The organism is Phenylobacterium sp., from assembly GCF_031181185.1.
In the GTDB taxonomy this organism is placed as follows: domain Bacteria; phylum Pseudomonadota; class Alphaproteobacteria; order Caulobacterales; family Caulobacteraceae; genus Phenylobacterium.
The window spans coordinates 1-16,521 of sequence record NZ_JAPSKZ010000080.1; the positions used below are offsets into that span (position 1 = coordinate 1).

Genomic DNA, 16,521 nt, shown 5'->3' on the forward strand with positions numbered 1-16,521 from the left:
GAGCGCATCCGGACGCGCTCGGGCGTCACCCTCTACCAGAAGAAGCCGCAGGCTGCGGCGCCGGCCATCGCCAACCCGCCGCTCAGCGACCTCAACCGGATGCTGCGCACGGCGGTGACGTCGGGCACCGGCCGAGGCGCGAACGTCCCGGGCTACGACCTGGCTGGTAAGACCGGCACCACCTCGGACTACAGGGACGCCTGGTTCTGCGGCTACACGGGCGGCTTCGCCTCGTGCGCCTGGATGGGCCGCGACGACAACAGCCCGATGGCGCGCATCGCAGGCGGCGGCGCCCCGGCCGAGCTCTGGCGGACGTTCATGGCGAGCGCCCTGAAGCGGATTCCCAGGCAATCTATCCCCGTCGGGCCGGCGGTCACGCCGCCGCCGCCTCCGCCGCTGGAGCCCGAACTCACCCCCGCCGCCACCACCGCGCCCTTGCCTGCCGCGAGCGCGCCCGGCTAAGGCAGGGCCGGGAGGGTGGCATGCGCATACGGACAATCCTGACCGGCTTCGGCCTGGCGCTCGCGGTGGTCGGCGCGGCCGCCGCCCAGGCCAGCATCGCCGACCTCATGAAGCACGAGGTGAACCCCGCCGCGCTGGCCTTCTGGGCCGCCGGCAACGACCCGCCCGAGAACGAGACCACCGCCGCCGCCCAGGCCCGCTGGCGCGCCGCCGAGGCCGGCGTGAAGACCCTCAAGGCCGAGGGCGCTCGGATGCAGGCGCCGCCCTACGTCCTCCCCGGTCGCTGGGCGGAATATGCGCAGGCGATGGCCGACACCGCCGCCTCCGCCGAGGGCGCGATCCGCGCGCGTGACGCCGAGGCCGCGTTCGAGGCTGGCGGGCGGCTCTACGACTCCTGCAACGGCTGCCACAAGGCCTACGCCCCGAGCCGCGGCGGGTGAGGTTTCGCCACACGAGCGCCCTGATGCTCGGCCAATCGGGCGATATGCGCCGCTTCCTCCTCGCCGCCGCCGCCGTCTCGCTCGCCGCACCCGCCGCCGCCCAGGCCGACCCGCAGTCGGAGGCCCGCTCCGCCGTCGGCGCCTGCGTCTCGGCCATAGCCGACGGCGCGCCCGTCCCGGACCAGATCAAGGGCGACTTCGTCGAGATTCGCCGCGAGCGCGAGCCCGCGACCTGCACGGTCACCGTCACCTCCGGCGAGCCGGCGGCGATCCGCGCCGGCGTGCTGGACGCCCTGGCCAAGCGCAAGGAGCGCTTTTCGCCCGCCAAGACCCGCTGGGACCCCGGCGCCTTCGCCAGCCGCGAGGCCTTCTGCAACATGCCGGCCGGCCGGTCCTTCAACGTCGTCGTCTCGACGGCCAAGCCGGGCGAGCCGCTGGTGCTCACCGCCACCGTGCTCGAGACCAAGGAACGCGACGCCCGCTGCGACCGCGACCAGGGCTTGCAGAAGCCGCCGGCCGGCTAGGCCGCCGCGACGGCCTCCACGATCCGGCGCCGTTGGGCTGCGTCGGGCAGCGCGCCTGTGGCGGCGCCCAGGTTGTCCAGCACGTGGCGCGGATTGCGCGTGCCCGGGATGGCGCAGGTCACCGCAGGGTTCGAGAGCACGTACTTCAGCAGCACCTGCGCCCAGCTCGTGGCGCCGAACTCGTCCGCCCAGCCCGGCAGCGGCAGGCGGCGCAGGCGTGCGAACAGGTCGCCGCCGGCGAAGGGTCGGTTCACGATCACCGCCATCGCGCGATCGCGCGCCAGCGGCAGGATACGGTCCTCGGACTCCCGCTCGGCGACCGAGGCGTTGATCTGGATGAAGTCCAGCGGATGGGCCCGCATGACCGCCTCGAGCGCGTCGTATGCGCCCTCGTGATAGTGCGTCACGCCCAGGTAGCGTATGCGGCCGCTCTCCTTCCAGGCGCGCAAGCTGGCGAGCTGCGTCTCCAGGTCCAGCAGGTTGTGCACCTGGATCAGATCGACGACATCGCTGCGCAACAGCCGGCGGGAGTCTTCTATCTGGACGAGTCCCGCCTCGCGTCCGCGGGTCCAGACCTTGGTGGCAAGGAAGAGCGACGGACGCAGGCCCAGCTCCGCGGCCAAAGCCCCGACGGCGGCCTCGGCGCGGCCGTACATGGGCGAGGAGTCGACCACCCGGCCGCCGCTGCGCGCGAACGTCGCCAGCGCCTCGCGAGCCTGCGCCCACTCCGGTCCGCCCGACGCGATGTCGAAGGCCTGCCAGGTGCCGAGGCCGACCACCGGCAGGGCCTCGCCGGAACTCGGGATGGCGCGCGTGATCAAGGGCGCATCGGGCACGGGCGGCTCCTGGGCGGTGGCCGGCGCGCGCGAGCAGCCGGCCAGGGCGGCCGCGCCGGTCACGACGTGTCGGCGGGTGGGGCGCATGCGCCGACTATCCGCCAGCCACGACGCCCCGGCTAGGCGTTGCGGGCCATCAACCCGCCGTCCACCGGGATCGTCGCGCCGGTGATGTAGGACGCGGCCGGCAGGCACAGGCTGAGCGTCATGTGGGCCACTTCCTCGGGCCGGCCGTAGCGCCGCAGCGCCGTGCGCCGCTTGGCGAACAGCTGGCGGTCTTCCTCCGAAAGCCGTGAGGTCATGCCCGTCAGGATCGGCCCCGGGCAGATGCAATTGACTGTGATGCCTTCCGGCCCGAGCTCCACCGCCAGCGCTCGGGTCAGGCCGGTGACGCCGGCTTTCGCGGCGGCGTAGGGACTGTCGCGGGAGGTGGCGCCCAGGGCTTCGGTCGAGGCGATGTTGACGATGCGGGGGGAACTCGACTTGCGCAGGTGGGGAAGGGCCGCACGGACGAGGCGCTGGTGGGCGGTCAGCAGGATGCCCACCGCGCGTGTCCAGACTTCGTCGTAATCTGCGGAATCGACAGGCGAAAAGGCCGATACGCCGGCATTGTTGATCAGGATGTCCAGCCCGCCGAACCGCTCGGCTACGGCCGCAGTGACGTCCCGGATGGCGTCTCCGTCGGACACGTCCAGCTCCCACGCCGCCGCCTCGCCGCCGGCCGCCCGAATGCCGTCCGCGACCCGCCGGGCGCCTTCGCCCGAGACGTCGGTCACCGCGACCCTCGCGCCTTCGGCGGCGAACACCTCCGCGGTGGCCTGACCCATGCCCGAGGCCGCCCCGGTGACCAGAACCGCCAGCCCCTTCACCGACCGCGCGTTCGTCACAGCGAGAGCCCTCCGTCCACGATCAGCGTCTGGCCGACCACATAGGCCGCGAGCGGCGAGGCGAGCAGCAGGGCCGCGCCCGCCATGTCCTGGGGCGTGCCCATGCGGCCGAGCGGAATGGAGCGCAGCGCCGCCTCGCGGCGCTCGGGATGTTCGGTGGTGACCTTCGTCAGCTTGGTGTCGACCAGGCCGGGAGCCAGGCCCACGACCCGGATCCCTTCGGGCGCCCAGGCCTCGCCCAGGGTCTTGGTCAGGCTGACGGCGCCCGCCTTCGACGCCGCATAGGCCGGGTTGCCGCGGTTGGAGGTGAAGCCCGAGACCGAGCTTACGATGATGAGCACGCCCTTCCGCGCCGCGAGGGTCGCCCGGAACTTCCGCGCACAGTCCATCAGGCTGTCCAGGTTCACCGCCATTACCCGATCCCAGCCCTCGGGCTCGAACTCGCCGCGGCGGTAGACGACCGTGCCCTGGCACAGGACCAGCACGTCCAGCGGCTCAATCGCCGGGGCGGCGGCGATCTGCGCCCGATCGCCGACGTCCACGCAGGCGTAGCCGAGGCCCGTCAGGTCAGAGCCCTCGACGCCGTCGTAGTCCGCGGCGGAGGCCCGCGTGCCCCAGACGTGGACCGCTGCGCCGCGCTCCCGGAAACCGTGGGCCACGCCGTTGCCGATGCCGCTGGAGCCGCCCACCACCAGCACGGTCTTGCCGCCGAAATCGAGATCGCCCACGCGCGCCTCCCTGTGAGGCGGCCATGCTTGCACGCGCAGGCGGACCGTCAACGCTGACGCCCCGTCAGCCTTGCCAGCGGTCCCGCGGCCGGGGAAGCATGGCGAAAAGACCAGGGGAAACGCCCATGCCAGAGTTCCGCATGGTGGATGCCGGCGAGGTCCGCCTCCGCGCGGGGGTGGAAGGCGAGGGGCCGCTGGTCATCCTCGTGCACGGTTTTCCCGAGAGCTGGTTCTCGTGGCGCCATCAGTTGGAGCCGATCGCTGGGGCCGGCTTCACAGCCTGCGCCATCGACGTGCGCGGCTATGGCGGATCGGACAAGCCGCACCCGGTCGAAGCCTATTCGATGGAGCGACTGACGGCCGATGTCGCGGGCCTCGCCGCGGCGCTGTCGCCCGGCGAGCCGGTGGTCCTGGTCGGCCACGACTGGGGCGCGCCGATCGTCTGGAACACGGCGCTCACGCGGCGGGAGACGGTCCGCGCCGTCGCGGGGCTGTCGGTGCCCTATCTGGGCGTGCCGACGCGGCCCTTTACCGAGGTGTTCGACGCCCTGTTCACCCGCCGCGGGCGGTTCTTCTACCAGGCCTGGTTCCAGGAGGTCGGGCCGCCAGAAGCGGAGGCCGAGGCGGACGTGCGCGGCTTCCTGCGCAAGTTCTACTACGCGATCTCGGGCGACGCCCCGCCGGGCGCGTGGCCAATGAAGCCGGCCGGCGCGACCCTGCTGGAGGGCCTCATCGACCCCGACCCGTTCCCCGCGTGGCTGACCGAGAACGAGCTCGACTACTACGTTTCGGAGTTCCGCGAGTCCGGCTTCCGAGGCCCGATCAACCGCTATCGCAACCACGAGCGCGACTTTGTCTGGCTGCAGGGCTTCAAGGACCGGGTGATCGAGCAGCCGTCGCTGTTCATCGGCGGCACGAAGGACCCGGCCAGCACCGCCTTCGGCGGCGTGTCCGATCCGGTCGCAGCCATGCGCGCTCACGCGCCGAACCTGGTGGCCGGCCACATGCTGGAGGGTTGCGGCCACTGGACCCAGCAGGAGCGGCCCGACGAGGTCACCGACATCCTGCTCGACTGGCTGAAGAGGCTTTAGACCATGGCCGATCTCGAACTGCGGCAGGACGGGGAGGTGGTCTGGGCCACCCTGAACCGGCCGGGGCGGTTGAATGCGCTGAGCCGCAATCTCGTGACCGAACTCAGGGACTTCTTCGCCGGTCTCTACTGGCGGCGCGACGTCCGGGTCGTCGTCCTGCAGGGCGCCGGCGACGCCTTCTGCGCCGGCCTTGACCTGAAGGAACGCGGCGATCCGCAGGGCTCCCGCTCGATCGGCGCCGGCCTCACGCGCCAGCGGGAGATCAGCGAGATCGTCATCGCCATGCGCCGCTGCCCGCAGCCGATCGTGGCCTGCATCGACGGTGCGGCGGCCGGCGGCGGCTTCGCGCTGGCGCTGGCCTCCGACGTGCGGATCGCCACGCCGCGGGCGCGCATGAACGCCGCCTTCATCCGCATCGGCCTGTCGGCCTGCGACATCGGGGTGAGCTATTTCCTCCCCCGCATGGTGGGCAGTTCGGTGGCCGCCGAGTACATGCTGACGGGGCGCTTCATCGAAGCGGAGCGCGCCCGCGAACTGGGCCTCGTCAGCCGCATCGTGCCGAAGGAGCAACTGGCCGCGGAAGCTCAAGGCTTCGTCGACGACATGCTGCACGCCACGCCTCTCGGCCTGCGCCTGACCAAGGAGGCGCTGAACCACGCCATCGACTCGCAAGGCCTGGAAGCCGCCATCGCCATGGAAGATCGCAACCAGATCCTCGCCAGCGCCGACGGGGACTTCGAAGAAGGCGTCCGCGCCTTCCTCGAGAAGCGCCGGCCGAACTACGCCCGACGGGAGGGTTGATGATGATCGAACTCTGGCACTGCCCCGACGCCCGCTCATTCCGCCCGCTCTGGGCTATGGAAGAGCTGGGCCTCTCCTATGAGCTCCACGTCCTGCCGTTCCCGCCGCGCGTGCGGGCGCCCGAATACCTGGAGGTCAATCCTCTGGGCACCATCCCCGCGTTGCGCGACGGCGAGACGTTCATGACGGAGTCCGCCGCGATCGTGCAGTACCTGGTGACCCGCTACGGCCCGACCGAGCTCGCTGTGCGCGCCGAGGATCCGGCCTATGGCGCCTGGCTGAACTGGCTGCACTTCGGAGAGGCGACGCTGACCTTTCCGCAGACGCTGGTGCTGCGCTATCGCACCTTCCAGAAGGGCCGGGCCGATGCGGCGGCTGAGGACTACGCCCAGTGGTTCCTCAGCCGCCTGCGTCATGTGGACCGCGCGCTGCAGCAGGGCGACTGGCTGTGCGCGGGCCGCTTCACGGCCGCGGACATATCGGTGGGCTACGCCCTGCTGTTGGCGGACCACCTGAAGCTCTCCGAGCACTTCTCGCCGGCGGTCCAGGCCTATTGGGCGCGGCTTAAGGCGCGACCCGCCTTCCAGGCCGCCAAGCGGGTCCAAAAGATCGAGCTCGCCGAGGCGCTTTCCTCCTGAACCTTACGTGGCGTCGCGCTTGCCGGCGCGCCTCATTGGCCTAGGCTTTCCTCCAAAGAGAACACTCGGGAGGATCGTCATGAGCCCAGCCGACGACGCGGGCGCGGCCGTACAGGCCCTGCCGCCCTTCAAGCCGCTGCCGCAGAAGGCGCCGGACGTAACGGTCGAGCGCAGGGCGGACGGGTCCTTCATCATCCGCTCCAACCACCCGCCGGGCGACGGGCCGCGGTCGATCCCGCACCTCCTGGCCGAGCGCGCCGCCCAGCATCCCGACCGACCGTTCATCCTGCAGCGGGCGCCGGGGCACGGACCCTGGGGCGGCGTCACCTACGGCGAAGCCAAGCGCGCTTCCGACGGCATCGCCCAATGGCTGCTGGACCGCGGCCTCACCGGCGCCGACAGCGTCATGGTGCTGTCCGGCAATTCGGTGGAGCACGCCTTGGTGATGCTGGGGTGCTACGCGGCCGGCGTGCCGGTGGCCCCGATCAGCCCGGCCTACAGCCTGATGTCCGCCGACCACGCCAAGCTGAAGCACTGCGCCGGCGTGGTGAAGCCCAAGGTCATCTTCGCCCAGTCCAGCGAGATGTTCGCCCGCGCCTTCGAGACCCTGCGGGCCGAGAACCCGGACCTGGCCTTCGTCACTGTGGACGGCGGGAACGGGACCATCCCGCTTTCGGAGCTCACAGGGACCACGCCAGGACCGGCGGTCGAGGAAGCCCGCGAGCGGCTGAACCATTCGACGGTCGCCAAGTACCTTTTCACGTCGGGCTCCACCGGCATGCCCAAGGGCGTGCCCCAGACGCACGGCATGTTCGCCGGCGTCATCGCCGGCGGCGAGGGGCTGCGCACCGAGCCGCAGGATCCCGACAACCCGCCCCAGGCGCTGGACTGGATGCCCTGGAGCCACATCTCTGCCGGCAACATCGCCTTCAACGGCAACCTGTGGGCCGGCGGCACCCTCCACCTCGACGAGGGCAAGCCGATCCCGGGCATGTTCGAGACCACGATCAAGAACCTCTACGAGGTCTCGCCGATCGTGTTCGGCTCGGCGCCGGTGGCTTTCGGCATGCTGGCCGACGCCATGGAGCGCGACCCGGAGTTGCGCGCCAAGTTCTTCAAGAACCTGCGCTACATGGGCTACGGCGGCGCCACGCTGTCGAACGACCTCTATGACCGGCTCCAGGCGCTGGCGATCGCCGAGACCGGCATGCGCATCCCGATCACCACCATGTATGGGGCGACCGAGACCCAGGGGATCACGGTGGTCCACTGGGTGACCGAGCGCGTCGGGCTGATCGGTCTGCCGCTGCCCGGCATCACGCTGAAGCTCGCGCCGAACGGCTCCAAGCTCGAGGTGCGGGTGAAGGGGCCGACGGTCACCAGCGGCTACCACAACGATCCCGAGAAGACCGCCGCCGCCTTCGACGAGGAGGGCTTCTACAAGCTGGGGGACGCCTGCCGCTTCGTCGATCCCGACGATCCGGCCAAGGGGCTGGTCTTCGACGGCCGCGTGACCGAGGACTTCAAGCTGGACAGCGGCACCTGGGTCTCGGTCGGCACGTTGCGGCCGGACCTGGTGGCGGCGTGCAGTCCATACGTCTTCGACATGGTCATCGCCGGTCAGGACAAGCCGTTCATCGGCGCCCTGGTCTGGCCGTCGCCGGCCGGCCTCGCCACACTGGGCGACGACCCGATGGGCAAGCTCGTCGACCTCCTCAAGGCGCGCCTCGCCGAGTTCAACCGCACCGCAGGCGGCTCGTCGCGCCGTGTGGCGCGGTTCATCGTCACGACCGAGCCGCCCTCGATCGACGCGGGCGAGATCACCGACAAGGGGTATGTGAACCAGCGCGCCACGCTGGAGCGCCGGCATGCGCTGGTCGAGGCGCTCTACGCCCAGCCGCCGGGCGACGGCGTCGTCGTCGTGACCTGAGCCGGATGGCCGAGATCATCCTGCACCACTACGACACCTCGCCCTTCTCGGAGAAGGTTCGGGTGATGCTGGGGATCAAGGGACTGGCGTGGCGCTCGGTGGTCCAGCCCGTGATCATGCCCAAGCCCGAGCTCATCCCGCTGACGGGCGGTTACCGGCGCATCCCGGTGATGCAGATCGGCGCCGACGTCTACTGCGACAGCCAGGTGATCGTGGCCGAGCTCGACGCGCGCCACCCCGAGCCGGCAACGGTCCGTGGCGCGGATTGGGCGGTGAACCTCTGGGCCGACCGACTATGGTTCCAGGCCACGGTCGCGGTGGTGTTCGGCGAGATCGGCGAGGCCGTGCCGCGGGCCTTCATCCAGGACCGCGAGCAGCTGTCCGGCCGCCCCTTCGACGTGGCCGCTATGAAGGCGGCGGCTCCCTTCGCGCGCGCTCAGTGGCGGGCCTATGCCGCCTGGCTCGAAAAGGGCTTGTCCGGGGGCGACTATCTGGGCGGAGCGAGCCCATCGCTCGGCGACGTGGCCGCCTACATGAACGTCTGGTGGCTGTGGGGCGCCGCGCCGACGATCGCCGAGCGGCTGCTGCAGGGTCTGGACCGGGTGAAGGACTGGCGCGCCCGCATGGCCGCTATCGGCCACGGCCGGCGCAGTGAGATGACGGGCGGGGAGGCGCTGCAGGTCGCCATGCGCGCCCAGCCCGCGGCGCCGCCCGACAGCGATCCCGCCGACGTCTCCGACCTGAAGCTGGGGGACGCCGTCGTCGTCCGGGCCGACGACTATGGCCGCGATCCCGTCGAGGGCCGCCTCGTCGCGCTCACCCGTGACCGGGCGGTGGTCGCCCGCGAGTGCGGCGAGCTCGACGTCCTGCATGTGCATTTTCCCCGCGCGGGCTATGTCCTGGCGCGGGCCTGAACGGAGGTTTCGATGAACGATCGGGTGACGGTGGATATCCAGGGCGGCGTCGCCGACGTGCGCCTGGTCCGGGCCGACAAGATGAACGCCCTCGACGGGGCCATGTTCTCGGCGCTGATCGAGACGGGCGAACGCCTGAAGACTGAGCCGGGCGTGCGCGCGGTGGTGCTGTCGGGCGAGGGGCGCGCGTTCTGCGCCGGCCTCGACATGGGCAACTTCCAGGCGATGGCCTCGGGCGAGCGCAGCGGCGGCCAGGGCACGGCCGGCGAGCTGCTGACGCCCAAGCGGACGCCGGGCGGCTCCAACCGCGCCCAGCACGCCTGCATGGTGTGGCGTGAAATCCCCGTTCCGGTGATCGCCGCGGTGCACGGGGTCGCCTTCGGCGGCGGCTGCCAGCTGGCCCTGGGCGCCGACGTCCGGCTGATCGCGCCCGACGCGCGCATGTCGGTGATGGAGATCAAGTGGGGTCTGGTGCCCGACATGGCGGGCATGGTGCTGATGCGCGGCCTGGTGCGGGACGACGTCGCCCGCGAGCTGACGTTCAGCGGCCGGATCGTGACCGGCGAGGAGGCCGTGGCGCTTGGCCTCGCCACCCGCGTCGCCGCCGACCCGCGGGCGGAGGCCCTGGCCTTCGCCCGCGAGGTGGCGTCGAGGAACCCGCACGCGATCCAGGCCGGCAAGCGGCTGCTGAACCTGATGGCCCACGCCGACCAGCACGAGATCCTGCTGGAGGAGAGCCGCGAGCAGGCGGCCCTGATCGGCTCGCCGAACCAGGTCGAGGCCGTGATGTCTAACCTGCAGAAGCGCGCACCCGAGTTCACCGAGGTCGCTCCGGCGAAGGTCGACGCCTGAGGAGACCGCGGACAGGCGTGTCGCCGTCCGCCCGCGGCCGCTCGGCTACCGCGACGCGAGGCGGGTCGGGATCGCCGCCAGCGCCGGATTGCGGCTCTGGGCCACCGCGTGCTCGACGCTGGCCTTCATGCAGGTCTGCATCATAGCGCGCGGGAAGCTCGCGCCCATGCTGGCACGGGCGCAGACCGTCTTCGCAGCTTTGACGATCTCGGCGTGAAGCTGTTCGGGGCTCTTGCCGCTGGTGGACACGCGCATGGATTGGGCGCTGGCCGGGGCCGCGATGAGGGCGGCGACGGCGGCGACAGTGAGGATGCGGATCATGGTCTGGGTTCCGGGAGGAGGGTTGCGACAACCCCTTTCCGGCGTTCCTCTTTGGGCGAGGCAGGGGACTGACGCCTAGCTCTCGGCCCGACCCAACAATCCTTCAAACGCGGCCGGCGACGCAAGTGCTCTGCTGCAGTGCAGCAAAAAATTCACGCGGCGCCGAAGCCGTAGGCTTGGGGCGCCCAGGATCGCGTCAGCCGCGTCCGATGTAGGGCATCTTCGTCGCCATCACGGTCATGAATTGCACATTCGCCTCCACGGGCAGGTTGGCCATGTAGAGCACGGCGTCGGCGACGTGCTTCACGTCCAGGTACGGCTCCGGCCGGAGGGAGCCGTCGGCCTGCCGCGTCCCTTGGGCCACGCTCCGGGTCATCGGAGTCTCGGCGTTGCCAATGTCGATCTGGCCGCAGGCGATGTCGTACGCGCGCCCGTCAAGCGACGTGGACCGTGTGAGGCCGCTGATCGCGCTCTTGGTGGCGCTGTAGGCGATGGTCAGGGGCCGAGGCGAATGCGCGGCGATGGAGCCGTTGTTGATGATCCGCCCGCCGCGCGGCTCCTGATCTTTCATCAGCCGGAACGCGGCCCGGGTGCAGAGGAAGGCGCCGGTCAGGTTCACGTCCACGACCCGCTTCCAGTGCGCCAGGGAGTGGTCCTCGATCGGCACGGGCGGCGCCCCGGAGCCGGCGTTGTTGAACAGCAGGTCGAGCCGCCCGAACCGCGCCTTGGTTCGCGCGAACAGCGCATCGACCGATGCCTCCTCCGCCACGTCGGCCGGGACGACCAGCGACTCGCCGGCCGAGAGCGCCGCCGTTTCCTCCAGCAGTTCCCGCCGCCGGCCGGCCAGGGCCACCCTCCAGCCGGCGTCCAGTAGCGCCAGGGCCACAGCCCGGCCAATACCGGTGCCTGCTCCCGTGACGATCGCGACCTTGGTCATTGCGCTCTCCCGCCCGTGTGACTAGCCAGGGTAGCCACAGGGCCCGCCATACCCAAATTACGAGGAAACATGCCCGAGCTGCCGCCGCCGCCCGCTTCGCAAGTCGAGGCTGTCGTCGTCCATCCGCCGCGGCTGGCGCCGCTGGGCGGCGAGGCGGCGTTCAGCGCCGTGCAGATCGGCCCGGAGGTCCTGAAGGTCGAGCCCCGCCTGGACGAGGCGCTGAAGACCGCCCCCGGGGTCTCGCTCTTCCGCCGCACCGGCAGCGGCGCGGCCAATCCGACCACCCAGGGCCTGTCGCTGCGCGCCATCGCCCCGTCAGGCGCGGGCCGGGCGCTGGTGACCCTGGACGGCGCCCCGCAGAACGATCCCTTCGGCGGCTGGGTGATCTGGAGCGCGCTCCCGCCCGAAGGCCTGGACGGCGCGACCGTGGTGCGCGGTGCGGGCGCGGGCCCCTATGGCGCCGGGGCCCTGACGGGCGTCGTGGCCCTGCAGGAGCGCGGCGCCCAGGACGGCCTGGCTGCCTTCGACCTTTCGGTGGGCGAGCGCGACAGCTACCGAGCCGCCGTCGCCGGCGGGACCGAGAGCCTGCTGCTGACGGCCGCGGCCTCCAAGACCGACGGCTACTACGCCGTGCGCGGGCCCGCCCGCGGCGCGGCCGACGAGCGGGTGTCGCTGGAGGATGTCTCAGGCGCGATCCGCGCCCAGCACGACTTCGGCGGCGTGCAGGCCGCCGCGCGCGTCGCCGCCTTCCGCGAGATCCGCGGCGCTGGCCTCGTCGGCGCGCGCTCGATCGCCTCGGGCACGTCGGCCACCGTCACCCTGGCCAAGCCGGCGGAGGAAGGGGTCGGGGGCTGGCGCCTGCAGGCCTGGGTGCGCGAAAGCGATCTGAAGAACAGCTCGGCGGCGGTGGCCGCCGGTCGGGTCGGCACGACGCTGGCCAACGACCAGTACAAGACCCCGGCGGTGGGCTACGGCGTCAACGTCGCTGTCCAGGGCCGAATGCAGGACCTGAACTGGGAGGTCGGCGCCGACGTGCGCTGGACCGACGGCACGGTGCACGAGCGCTTCCGCTTCATGAACGGCGCCTTCACGCGTGATCGCGAGGCCGGCGGCAAGACGGTCGTCGGCGGCGCCTATGTCGAGGCGGCCTACGACCAGGGGCCCTGGCTCGCCACCGCGGGCGTCCGTGTCGACCGGTCGAAGTCCTCGGACGCGGTCCGCCGCGAGCGCGACCTGGCCACCGGCGCGATCACCCTGGACCAGCGCCCCGAAGGCTCGTCCGAGACCACCCCGACCGCGCGCCTGGGGCTCCGTTACGCCTTCACCGAGGGCGCGTATCTGCGGGCCGCCGCCTATACGGCCTTCCGGCCGCCGACGCTGAACGAGCTGCACCGGCCCTTCCGGGTCGGCAACGACATCACGGAGGCCAATCCGGGGCTGCAGCCCGAGACGCTGCAGGGCGTCGAGGTCGGCGTCGGCGCGGACGGACCGGTTCAGTGGGGCGCGACCCTGTTCTGGAACCGCATCAAGGACCCGATCGCCAACGTGACCATCGGCGTCGGCCCGGGGACGTTCCCCACCGCCGGGTTCGTGCCTGCGGGCGGCGTGCTGCGCCAGCGCCAGAACGCCGGCCAGATCGAGGCCTGGGGCGCGGAGGGCGAAACCTCCGGGTCGGTGGGGGAGACGTTCGACTGGCGTGCGGCCTTCGCCTACACCGACGCCGAGGTGAACGGCGGCTCGTCCGCCCCCCAGCTCACCGGCCTGCGCCCGGCGCAGACGCCGAAGCTGACCGTGACCGCCGGCGCCGACTGGCGGCCGCTCCAGCCGCTGACGCTCTCGGCCGACCTTCGCTACGAGAGCATGCGCTGGGAGGACGACCTGAACACCCGCCGGCTCGGCGCCGGCGTTCAGCTCGACGCCCGCGCCGCGTGGCGTCTGAGCGACACGACCGAGGTGTACCTGGCGGCGGAGAACCTGACGGACGAGGAGCTCGAGGTCGGCGAGACCGCCGACGGCGTCGAGAGCTATTCCGTCCCCCGCACCCTGCGCATCGGGGTCTCAATCCGCCGCTAGGCCTTGCGGCCTTTCAGAGGTCTTGGCTGACGACGCCGCGCACGGCCGGACAGAGCACCTCGAGCTCGGCGCCGCTGATCACGAAGTTTGGGGTGAGGTAGGCCGCCGGGCCCATGGGGCCGGATCCAGGCGCCGGCCTCGGCGAAGCGGCGGCGGTACCGGCCACGCACCGGTCTTGAACAGGTCCAGCGAGGAGTGGGCGCCGCGCACGCCGGCGAGTTGCCCATGTAAGTCGGGCCGTGCATCACCGCCGCCAACCTTCGCTGGACAGCGTCAGCCCCGGCTGTTGCGGCGCGGCTCCCTTGCGCCAGCCGAGTCCTTCACGGAAGAGTCCCTAGGGACCAGGAGCCCCGCGTCGTGCACCATGTTCGTCGAAAGATCGCCCTGACCGCCGCACTCCTGCTGCTGGTGTCGGCGCTGATCGGCGCGGCCGCCTTCGCCTTTCGACGGGAGGCGGCCTGGGACTTCGTGCGCGGCTATGCGGCCGCACCGAGGGCACTGCCGGACGCGCCGAGCGCTGGTGAGATCGAGCGCGGCGCGCGTCTGTTTGCCCACGGAAATTTCGGAGCCCTGAACACTGACGCCATGCAGTCGGTGGCCGTGCCTTGGAAGGTGGCCGCCGCGGCGCTGCTGCGCGCCCATACCGCGCCGGGCGAACCGGTATCCGCCGAACGCCTCCCGACCATCCTGCAGCAGTACGGCTTCCTGCATCCGACGAGCCTGGCTGGTCTCGGCTCGTCTGGCGACGGGGAGGTGCTCGGCCTGGTTCGGGGAACGGCGCGCCGCAGCGTGCCGCCGCTAGAGGTAGAGATCGCCAATACCGGCTGCGCCGCCTGCCATGCCGGACCTGCCTACGATGCCCAGGGCCGCCCACGCCCGCAGGAGGCCTGGCTGGGTTCGCCCAACACATCCATCCATCTCCAACGCTACACCGAGGACCTGTACGCCGCCCTCCGCGCGGCGATGCGGGACGAGACGCGCCTGCTCGCCGACATCCGCAAGGCCTATCCGCAGACGACGGAGCGCGAGCTGTCCACGCTGAAGACCTTCGTCTTCCCCGTGGCGCGGCAGCGGATCGCTGCGCTCGAGAAGGCCGGCGCCGGTCCCTTGCCGTTCGCGAACGGTCCGCCCGGGGTGACCAACGGCGTGGCCGCGCTGAAGCTGCAGACCAAAGGTCTCGGCGACGGCCGGCTCGAACACGGACACACCGCGATCCCGCACCTCGCCGACCGGGGGCTCCGTTCAGCCCTGCTGTACGACGGCGCCTACGCGCCGCCGGGGGCAGCCCGGTTCCGCCCCCTGAGGGAGGCGGATGTCACGCGGGAGCACAGCGACCAGCTCGCCACCATCACCGCCTTCTTCACCGTGCCAACCATGGGCCTCTCGCCGGGCAGGGCGCGTGCGGCGATTGCCGACGCGCAGGACGTCATGGCCTTCCTTGTCCGCCAGCGGCCGCAACCCTATCCCGGCGTCATCGATCCGGTGGCGGCGGCCCGCGGGCGGATGATCTACGACGGGGCGTGCGCCAACTGTCATGGCGTCTACGACCGCGCCGCCGCGGCCCCGCGCCTGGCCGCCTTTCCGAACTGGTGCGGCGACGTCGGCACGGACCCGGCTCGGCGCGAGGCGATCACCGCCGATCTCGTCCGGCGTATCCAGCGTTCGGCCTATAGCGACCTGATCTCCGTCGCCCGCACAGGCTGCTACGCCGCTCCGCCGCTAACGGGGCTCTGGTCCAGCGCGCCGTACCTCCACAACGGCTCCGTCCCCAGCCTGACTCAGCTGATGGGCCTCGAGCCTCGCGCTTCGCGCTTCCGGGTTGGGGGGCATGCTCTCGACTTGCAGCGCCTCGCCATCGCCTACCCCGAGGGCTACCGCCCCTGGTCGAAGCCAGGCGTCATCGACACGGGTCAGCCTGGCTTCGGCAACAGCGGCCACGAGGCGCAGTTCTCCGGCCTGACGGACGCGCAGAAGCGCGACCTCATTGAGTTCCTGAAGCAGCTCTAGGGCGCGATCAGCTCCTCCACGGGGAGGCGCGCGGGCTCGGGGAGAGGGCCTGCGGGGACGCCCAGCCGGAACACCGTCACCACCCGCGCGCCATCGGGCACGCCGGCGATCCGGGCCACCTCTGCGGCCGCCTCGGGATCGTCCCCCAAGACGGTCATCGGCGCCGCCGAAAGGCCCGCGCGCGCGATCTCGAGCCAGGCCCGGTGCCAACGCCGCCCCGTTTCAAACGGCGGCTCGTCCGCGGCGGCTGCGAAAACCGCCAGCGCCGCGGCCGATCGGACCACGTCGGCCTCGCCCGTGATCGGACCGGCGAGGCCGAGCCGGTCGAGCACCTCGAACACGCCCGGGCGTAGCGCGACGCCGGCGCCGATGGCCTCGGCGGGGGACAGGCTCATGGCCTCGGCATTCAGGCCGTCGCGGCCCCAGTCGGGGTGGCGCGGCGAAAGGCGCATCCACGAGAGCAGTTCGAGGCGGAATGGCCGGCGGCGGAAGGTCCGCAGACTGGCCACGTCGTTCAGCCGCGCCACGGCGGCGATCCCGTCCGCATCGTCCACCAGCAAGAGGTCGCCGCACGTCGCCGCCAAGGTGGCGAGTTCGGCCGCGCCCTCGCCCTCGCGGAACGGTCCGCGGTAGGTCCGGCGGGTCTGCAGGAAGCTCGCCAGGGGATCGGGCGACGCGCCCGGCGACAGCATCAGCTTTGTCACCGCATCTTCCGCCGGAGAGAGGCGGACCGTGAAGCCGCGGACCGAGGCGGCGATCGCGAAGCCCTCCACCGCCGCCCCATGGCTGGCCAGCGCGTCGCGCCCCGTCGGATCGCCGACGGCGAGACGGCGGTCGGGCGCGTCCAGGACCAGGACCTCGCCGTCGGGCTGCAGCCGCCAGCGCGTGGGCTGGACGTTGTGGACGCTGGGCGAGAAGCGCGCCTCGGCCAGGATTTCCCGCAACAGGGTGGGGGTCACGCCAGCGCCTTGCGGAAGAGGTGAAGACGATGCAGTCGACGCGCCCCGAGCTTCTCCACCTGCCTGAGGCTGGCCGCGTTCGAGTCGGCGATCCAGGTCACGCCGCAGCGCCGGTAGCCGC

At 71.7% G+C, this 16,521-nt stretch carries 18 protein-coding genes; 11 read left to right on the forward strand and 7 right to left on the reverse strand.

Features of this window, described 5'->3' with window-relative positions; all coding sequences use genetic code 11:
- From RIF93_RS11300 to RIF93_RS11310, 3 genes are all read left to right on the forward strand, one after another.
- Window positions 1–462: penicillin-binding transpeptidase domain-containing protein (locus RIF93_RS11300; RefSeq protein WP_309091366.1), on the forward strand; the 462-nt coding region annotated here is incomplete at its 5' end.
- 20 nt (window positions 463–482) lie between these two features.
- Window positions 483–902, forward strand: coding sequence for a hypothetical protein (locus RIF93_RS11305; protein WP_309091368.1), 420 nt, complete (start codon window positions 483–485; stop codon window positions 900–902).
- Between the two features lie 44 nt (window positions 903–946).
- Complete coding sequence (locus tag RIF93_RS11310; protein WP_309091370.1) at window positions 947–1,426, forward strand: hypothetical protein; 480 nt, start codon at window positions 947–949, stop codon at window positions 1,424–1,426.
- Here RIF93_RS11310 and RIF93_RS11315 read toward each other — a convergent pair.
- From RIF93_RS11315 to RIF93_RS11325, 3 genes are read right to left on the reverse strand one after another with little or no spacing between them, the layout of a single operon-like run.
- Window positions 1,423–2,349, reverse strand: a complete 927-nt coding sequence (locus tag RIF93_RS11315) for an aldo/keto reductase (protein WP_309091372.1) — start codon at window positions 2,347–2,349, stop codon at window positions 1,423–1,425. The two genes, RIF93_RS11310 and RIF93_RS11315, sit on opposite strands and share 4 nt — an antisense overlap.
- A gap of 32 nt (window positions 2,350–2,381) precedes the next feature.
- Window positions 2,382–3,149: an SDR family NAD(P)-dependent oxidoreductase gene (locus RIF93_RS11320; protein WP_309091374.1), complete on the reverse strand. Its 768-nt coding sequence runs from the start codon at window positions 3,147–3,149 to the stop codon at window positions 2,382–2,384.
- The gene (locus tag RIF93_RS11325) at window positions 3,146–3,877 is read right to left on the reverse strand and encodes an SDR family oxidoreductase (RefSeq protein WP_309091376.1); all 732 of its coding nucleotides are present in this window, start codon (window positions 3,875–3,877) and stop codon (window positions 3,146–3,148) included. Before RIF93_RS11325 ends, RIF93_RS11320 begins: the two co-directional genes overlap by 4 nt.
- 125 nt (window positions 3,878–4,002) lie before the next feature.
- Here RIF93_RS11325 and RIF93_RS11330 point away from each other — a divergent pair, with 125 nt between their 5' ends.
- The 6 genes from RIF93_RS11330 (at window position 4,003) to RIF93_RS11355 (ending at window position 10,103) form a co-directional block, all read left to right on the forward strand.
- Window positions 4,003–4,968 carry an alpha/beta hydrolase gene (locus RIF93_RS11330; protein WP_309091378.1) on the forward strand — a complete coding sequence of 322 codons (966 nt, stop codon included), beginning with the start codon at window positions 4,003–4,005 and terminating at the stop codon, window positions 4,966–4,968.
- 3 nt (window positions 4,969–4,971) lie between these two features.
- Complete coding sequence (locus RIF93_RS11335) at window positions 4,972–5,769, forward strand: enoyl-CoA hydratase-related protein (RefSeq protein ID WP_309091380.1); 798 nt, start codon at window positions 4,972–4,974, stop codon at window positions 5,767–5,769.
- A complete protein-coding gene (locus RIF93_RS11340) occupies window positions 5,769–6,407 on the forward strand; it encodes a glutathione S-transferase family protein (RefSeq protein ID WP_309091382.1) in 639 nt (212 codons plus the stop codon). The genes RIF93_RS11335 and RIF93_RS11340 overlap by 1 nt, the downstream gene beginning before the upstream one ends.
- 79 nt (window positions 6,408–6,486) lie before the next feature.
- Window positions 6,487–8,337 carry an AMP-binding protein gene (locus RIF93_RS11345; protein ID WP_309091383.1) on the forward strand — a complete coding sequence of 617 codons (1,851 nt, stop codon included), beginning with the start codon at window positions 6,487–6,489 and terminating at the stop codon, window positions 8,335–8,337.
- Window positions 8,338–8,342: 5 nt separating this feature from the next.
- A complete protein-coding gene (locus tag RIF93_RS11350; RefSeq protein ID WP_309091385.1) occupies window positions 8,343–9,251 on the forward strand; it encodes a glutathione S-transferase family protein in 909 nt (302 codons plus the stop codon).
- Between the two features lie 12 nt (window positions 9,252–9,263).
- Window positions 9,264–10,103 carry a crotonase/enoyl-CoA hydratase family protein gene (locus tag RIF93_RS11355; protein ID WP_309091387.1) on the forward strand — a complete coding sequence of 280 codons (840 nt, stop codon included), beginning with the start codon at window positions 9,264–9,266 and terminating at the stop codon, window positions 10,101–10,103.
- A gap of 45 nt (window positions 10,104–10,148) precedes the next feature.
- Here the strand turns inward: RIF93_RS11355 and RIF93_RS11360 are convergent, their stop codons facing one another.
- Window positions 10,149–10,424 (reverse strand): hypothetical protein, encoded by a 276-nt coding sequence (locus tag RIF93_RS11360; protein WP_309091389.1) that lies wholly within the window; start codon window positions 10,422–10,424, stop codon window positions 10,149–10,151.
- 196 nt (window positions 10,425–10,620) lie between these two features.
- Window positions 10,621–11,361: an SDR family oxidoreductase gene (locus RIF93_RS11365; protein WP_309091391.1), complete on the reverse strand. Its 741-nt coding sequence runs from the start codon at window positions 11,359–11,361 to the stop codon at window positions 10,621–10,623.
- Window positions 11,362–11,430: 69 nt separating this feature from the next.
- Here RIF93_RS11365 and RIF93_RS11370 point away from each other — a divergent pair, with 69 nt between their 5' ends.
- Window positions 11,431–13,434 (forward strand): TonB-dependent receptor domain-containing protein, encoded by a 2,004-nt coding sequence (locus tag RIF93_RS11370; RefSeq protein ID WP_309091393.1) that lies wholly within the window; start codon window positions 11,431–11,433, stop codon window positions 13,432–13,434.
- A 13-nt stretch (window positions 13,435–13,447) separates the two neighbouring features.
- Here RIF93_RS11370 and RIF93_RS11375 read toward each other — a convergent pair whose 3' ends face one another.
- Window positions 13,448–13,600, reverse strand: a complete 153-nt coding sequence (locus RIF93_RS11375) for a hypothetical protein (RefSeq protein WP_309091395.1) — start codon at window positions 13,598–13,600, stop codon at window positions 13,448–13,450.
- A gap of 191 nt (window positions 13,601–13,791) precedes the next feature.
- Between RIF93_RS11375 and RIF93_RS11380 the strand changes: the two genes are divergently transcribed.
- A complete protein-coding gene (locus RIF93_RS11380; RefSeq protein WP_309091397.1) occupies window positions 13,792–15,441 on the forward strand; it encodes a c-type cytochrome in 1,650 nt (549 codons plus the stop codon).
- On the opposite strand, the gene RIF93_RS11385 is transcribed toward RIF93_RS11380, so the two are convergent.
- Entirely contained in the window at window positions 15,438–16,400 is a 963-nt protein-coding gene (locus RIF93_RS11385) for a hypothetical protein (RefSeq protein ID WP_309091399.1), read from the reverse strand. The two genes, RIF93_RS11380 and RIF93_RS11385, sit on opposite strands and share 4 nt — an antisense overlap.
- Between the last annotated feature and the right edge of the window lie 121 nt (window positions 16,401–16,521).

Coding starts and splice junctions, on each gene's coding strand:
- RIF93_RS11340 (WP_309091382.1), top strand. CDS start 5,769: ATGATGATCGAACTCTGGCACTGCCCCGACGCCCGCTCATTCCGCCCG.
- RIF93_RS11315 (WP_309091372.1), bottom strand. CDS start 2,349: ATGCGCCCCACCCGCCGACACGTCGTGACCGGCGCGGCCGCCCTGGCC.
- RIF93_RS11355 (WP_309091387.1), top strand. CDS start 9,264: ATGAACGATCGGGTGACGGTGGATATCCAGGGCGGCGTCGCCGACGTG.
- RIF93_RS11310 (WP_309091370.1), top strand. CDS start 947: ATGCGCCGCTTCCTCCTCGCCGCCGCCGCCGTCTCGCTCGCCGCACCC.
- RIF93_RS11360 (WP_309091389.1), bottom strand. CDS start 10,424: ATGATCCGCATCCTCACTGTCGCCGCCGTCGCCGCCCTCATCGCGGCC.
- RIF93_RS11305 (WP_309091368.1), top strand. CDS start 483: ATGCGCATACGGACAATCCTGACCGGCTTCGGCCTGGCGCTCGCGGTG.
- RIF93_RS11330 (WP_309091378.1), top strand. CDS start 4,003: ATGCCAGAGTTCCGCATGGTGGATGCCGGCGAGGTCCGCCTCCGCGCG.
- RIF93_RS11345 (WP_309091383.1), top strand. CDS start 6,487: ATGAGCCCAGCCGACGACGCGGGCGCGGCCGTACAGGCCCTGCCGCCC.
- RIF93_RS11370 (WP_309091393.1), top strand. CDS start 11,431: ATGCCCGAGCTGCCGCCGCCGCCCGCTTCGCAAGTCGAGGCTGTCGTC.
- RIF93_RS11335 (WP_309091380.1), top strand. CDS start 4,972: ATGGCCGATCTCGAACTGCGGCAGGACGGGGAGGTGGTCTGGGCCACC.
- RIF93_RS11350 (WP_309091385.1), top strand. CDS start 8,343: ATGGCCGAGATCATCCTGCACCACTACGACACCTCGCCCTTCTCGGAG.
- RIF93_RS11365 (WP_309091391.1), bottom strand. CDS start 11,361: ATGACCAAGGTCGCGATCGTCACGGGAGCAGGCACCGGTATTGGCCGG.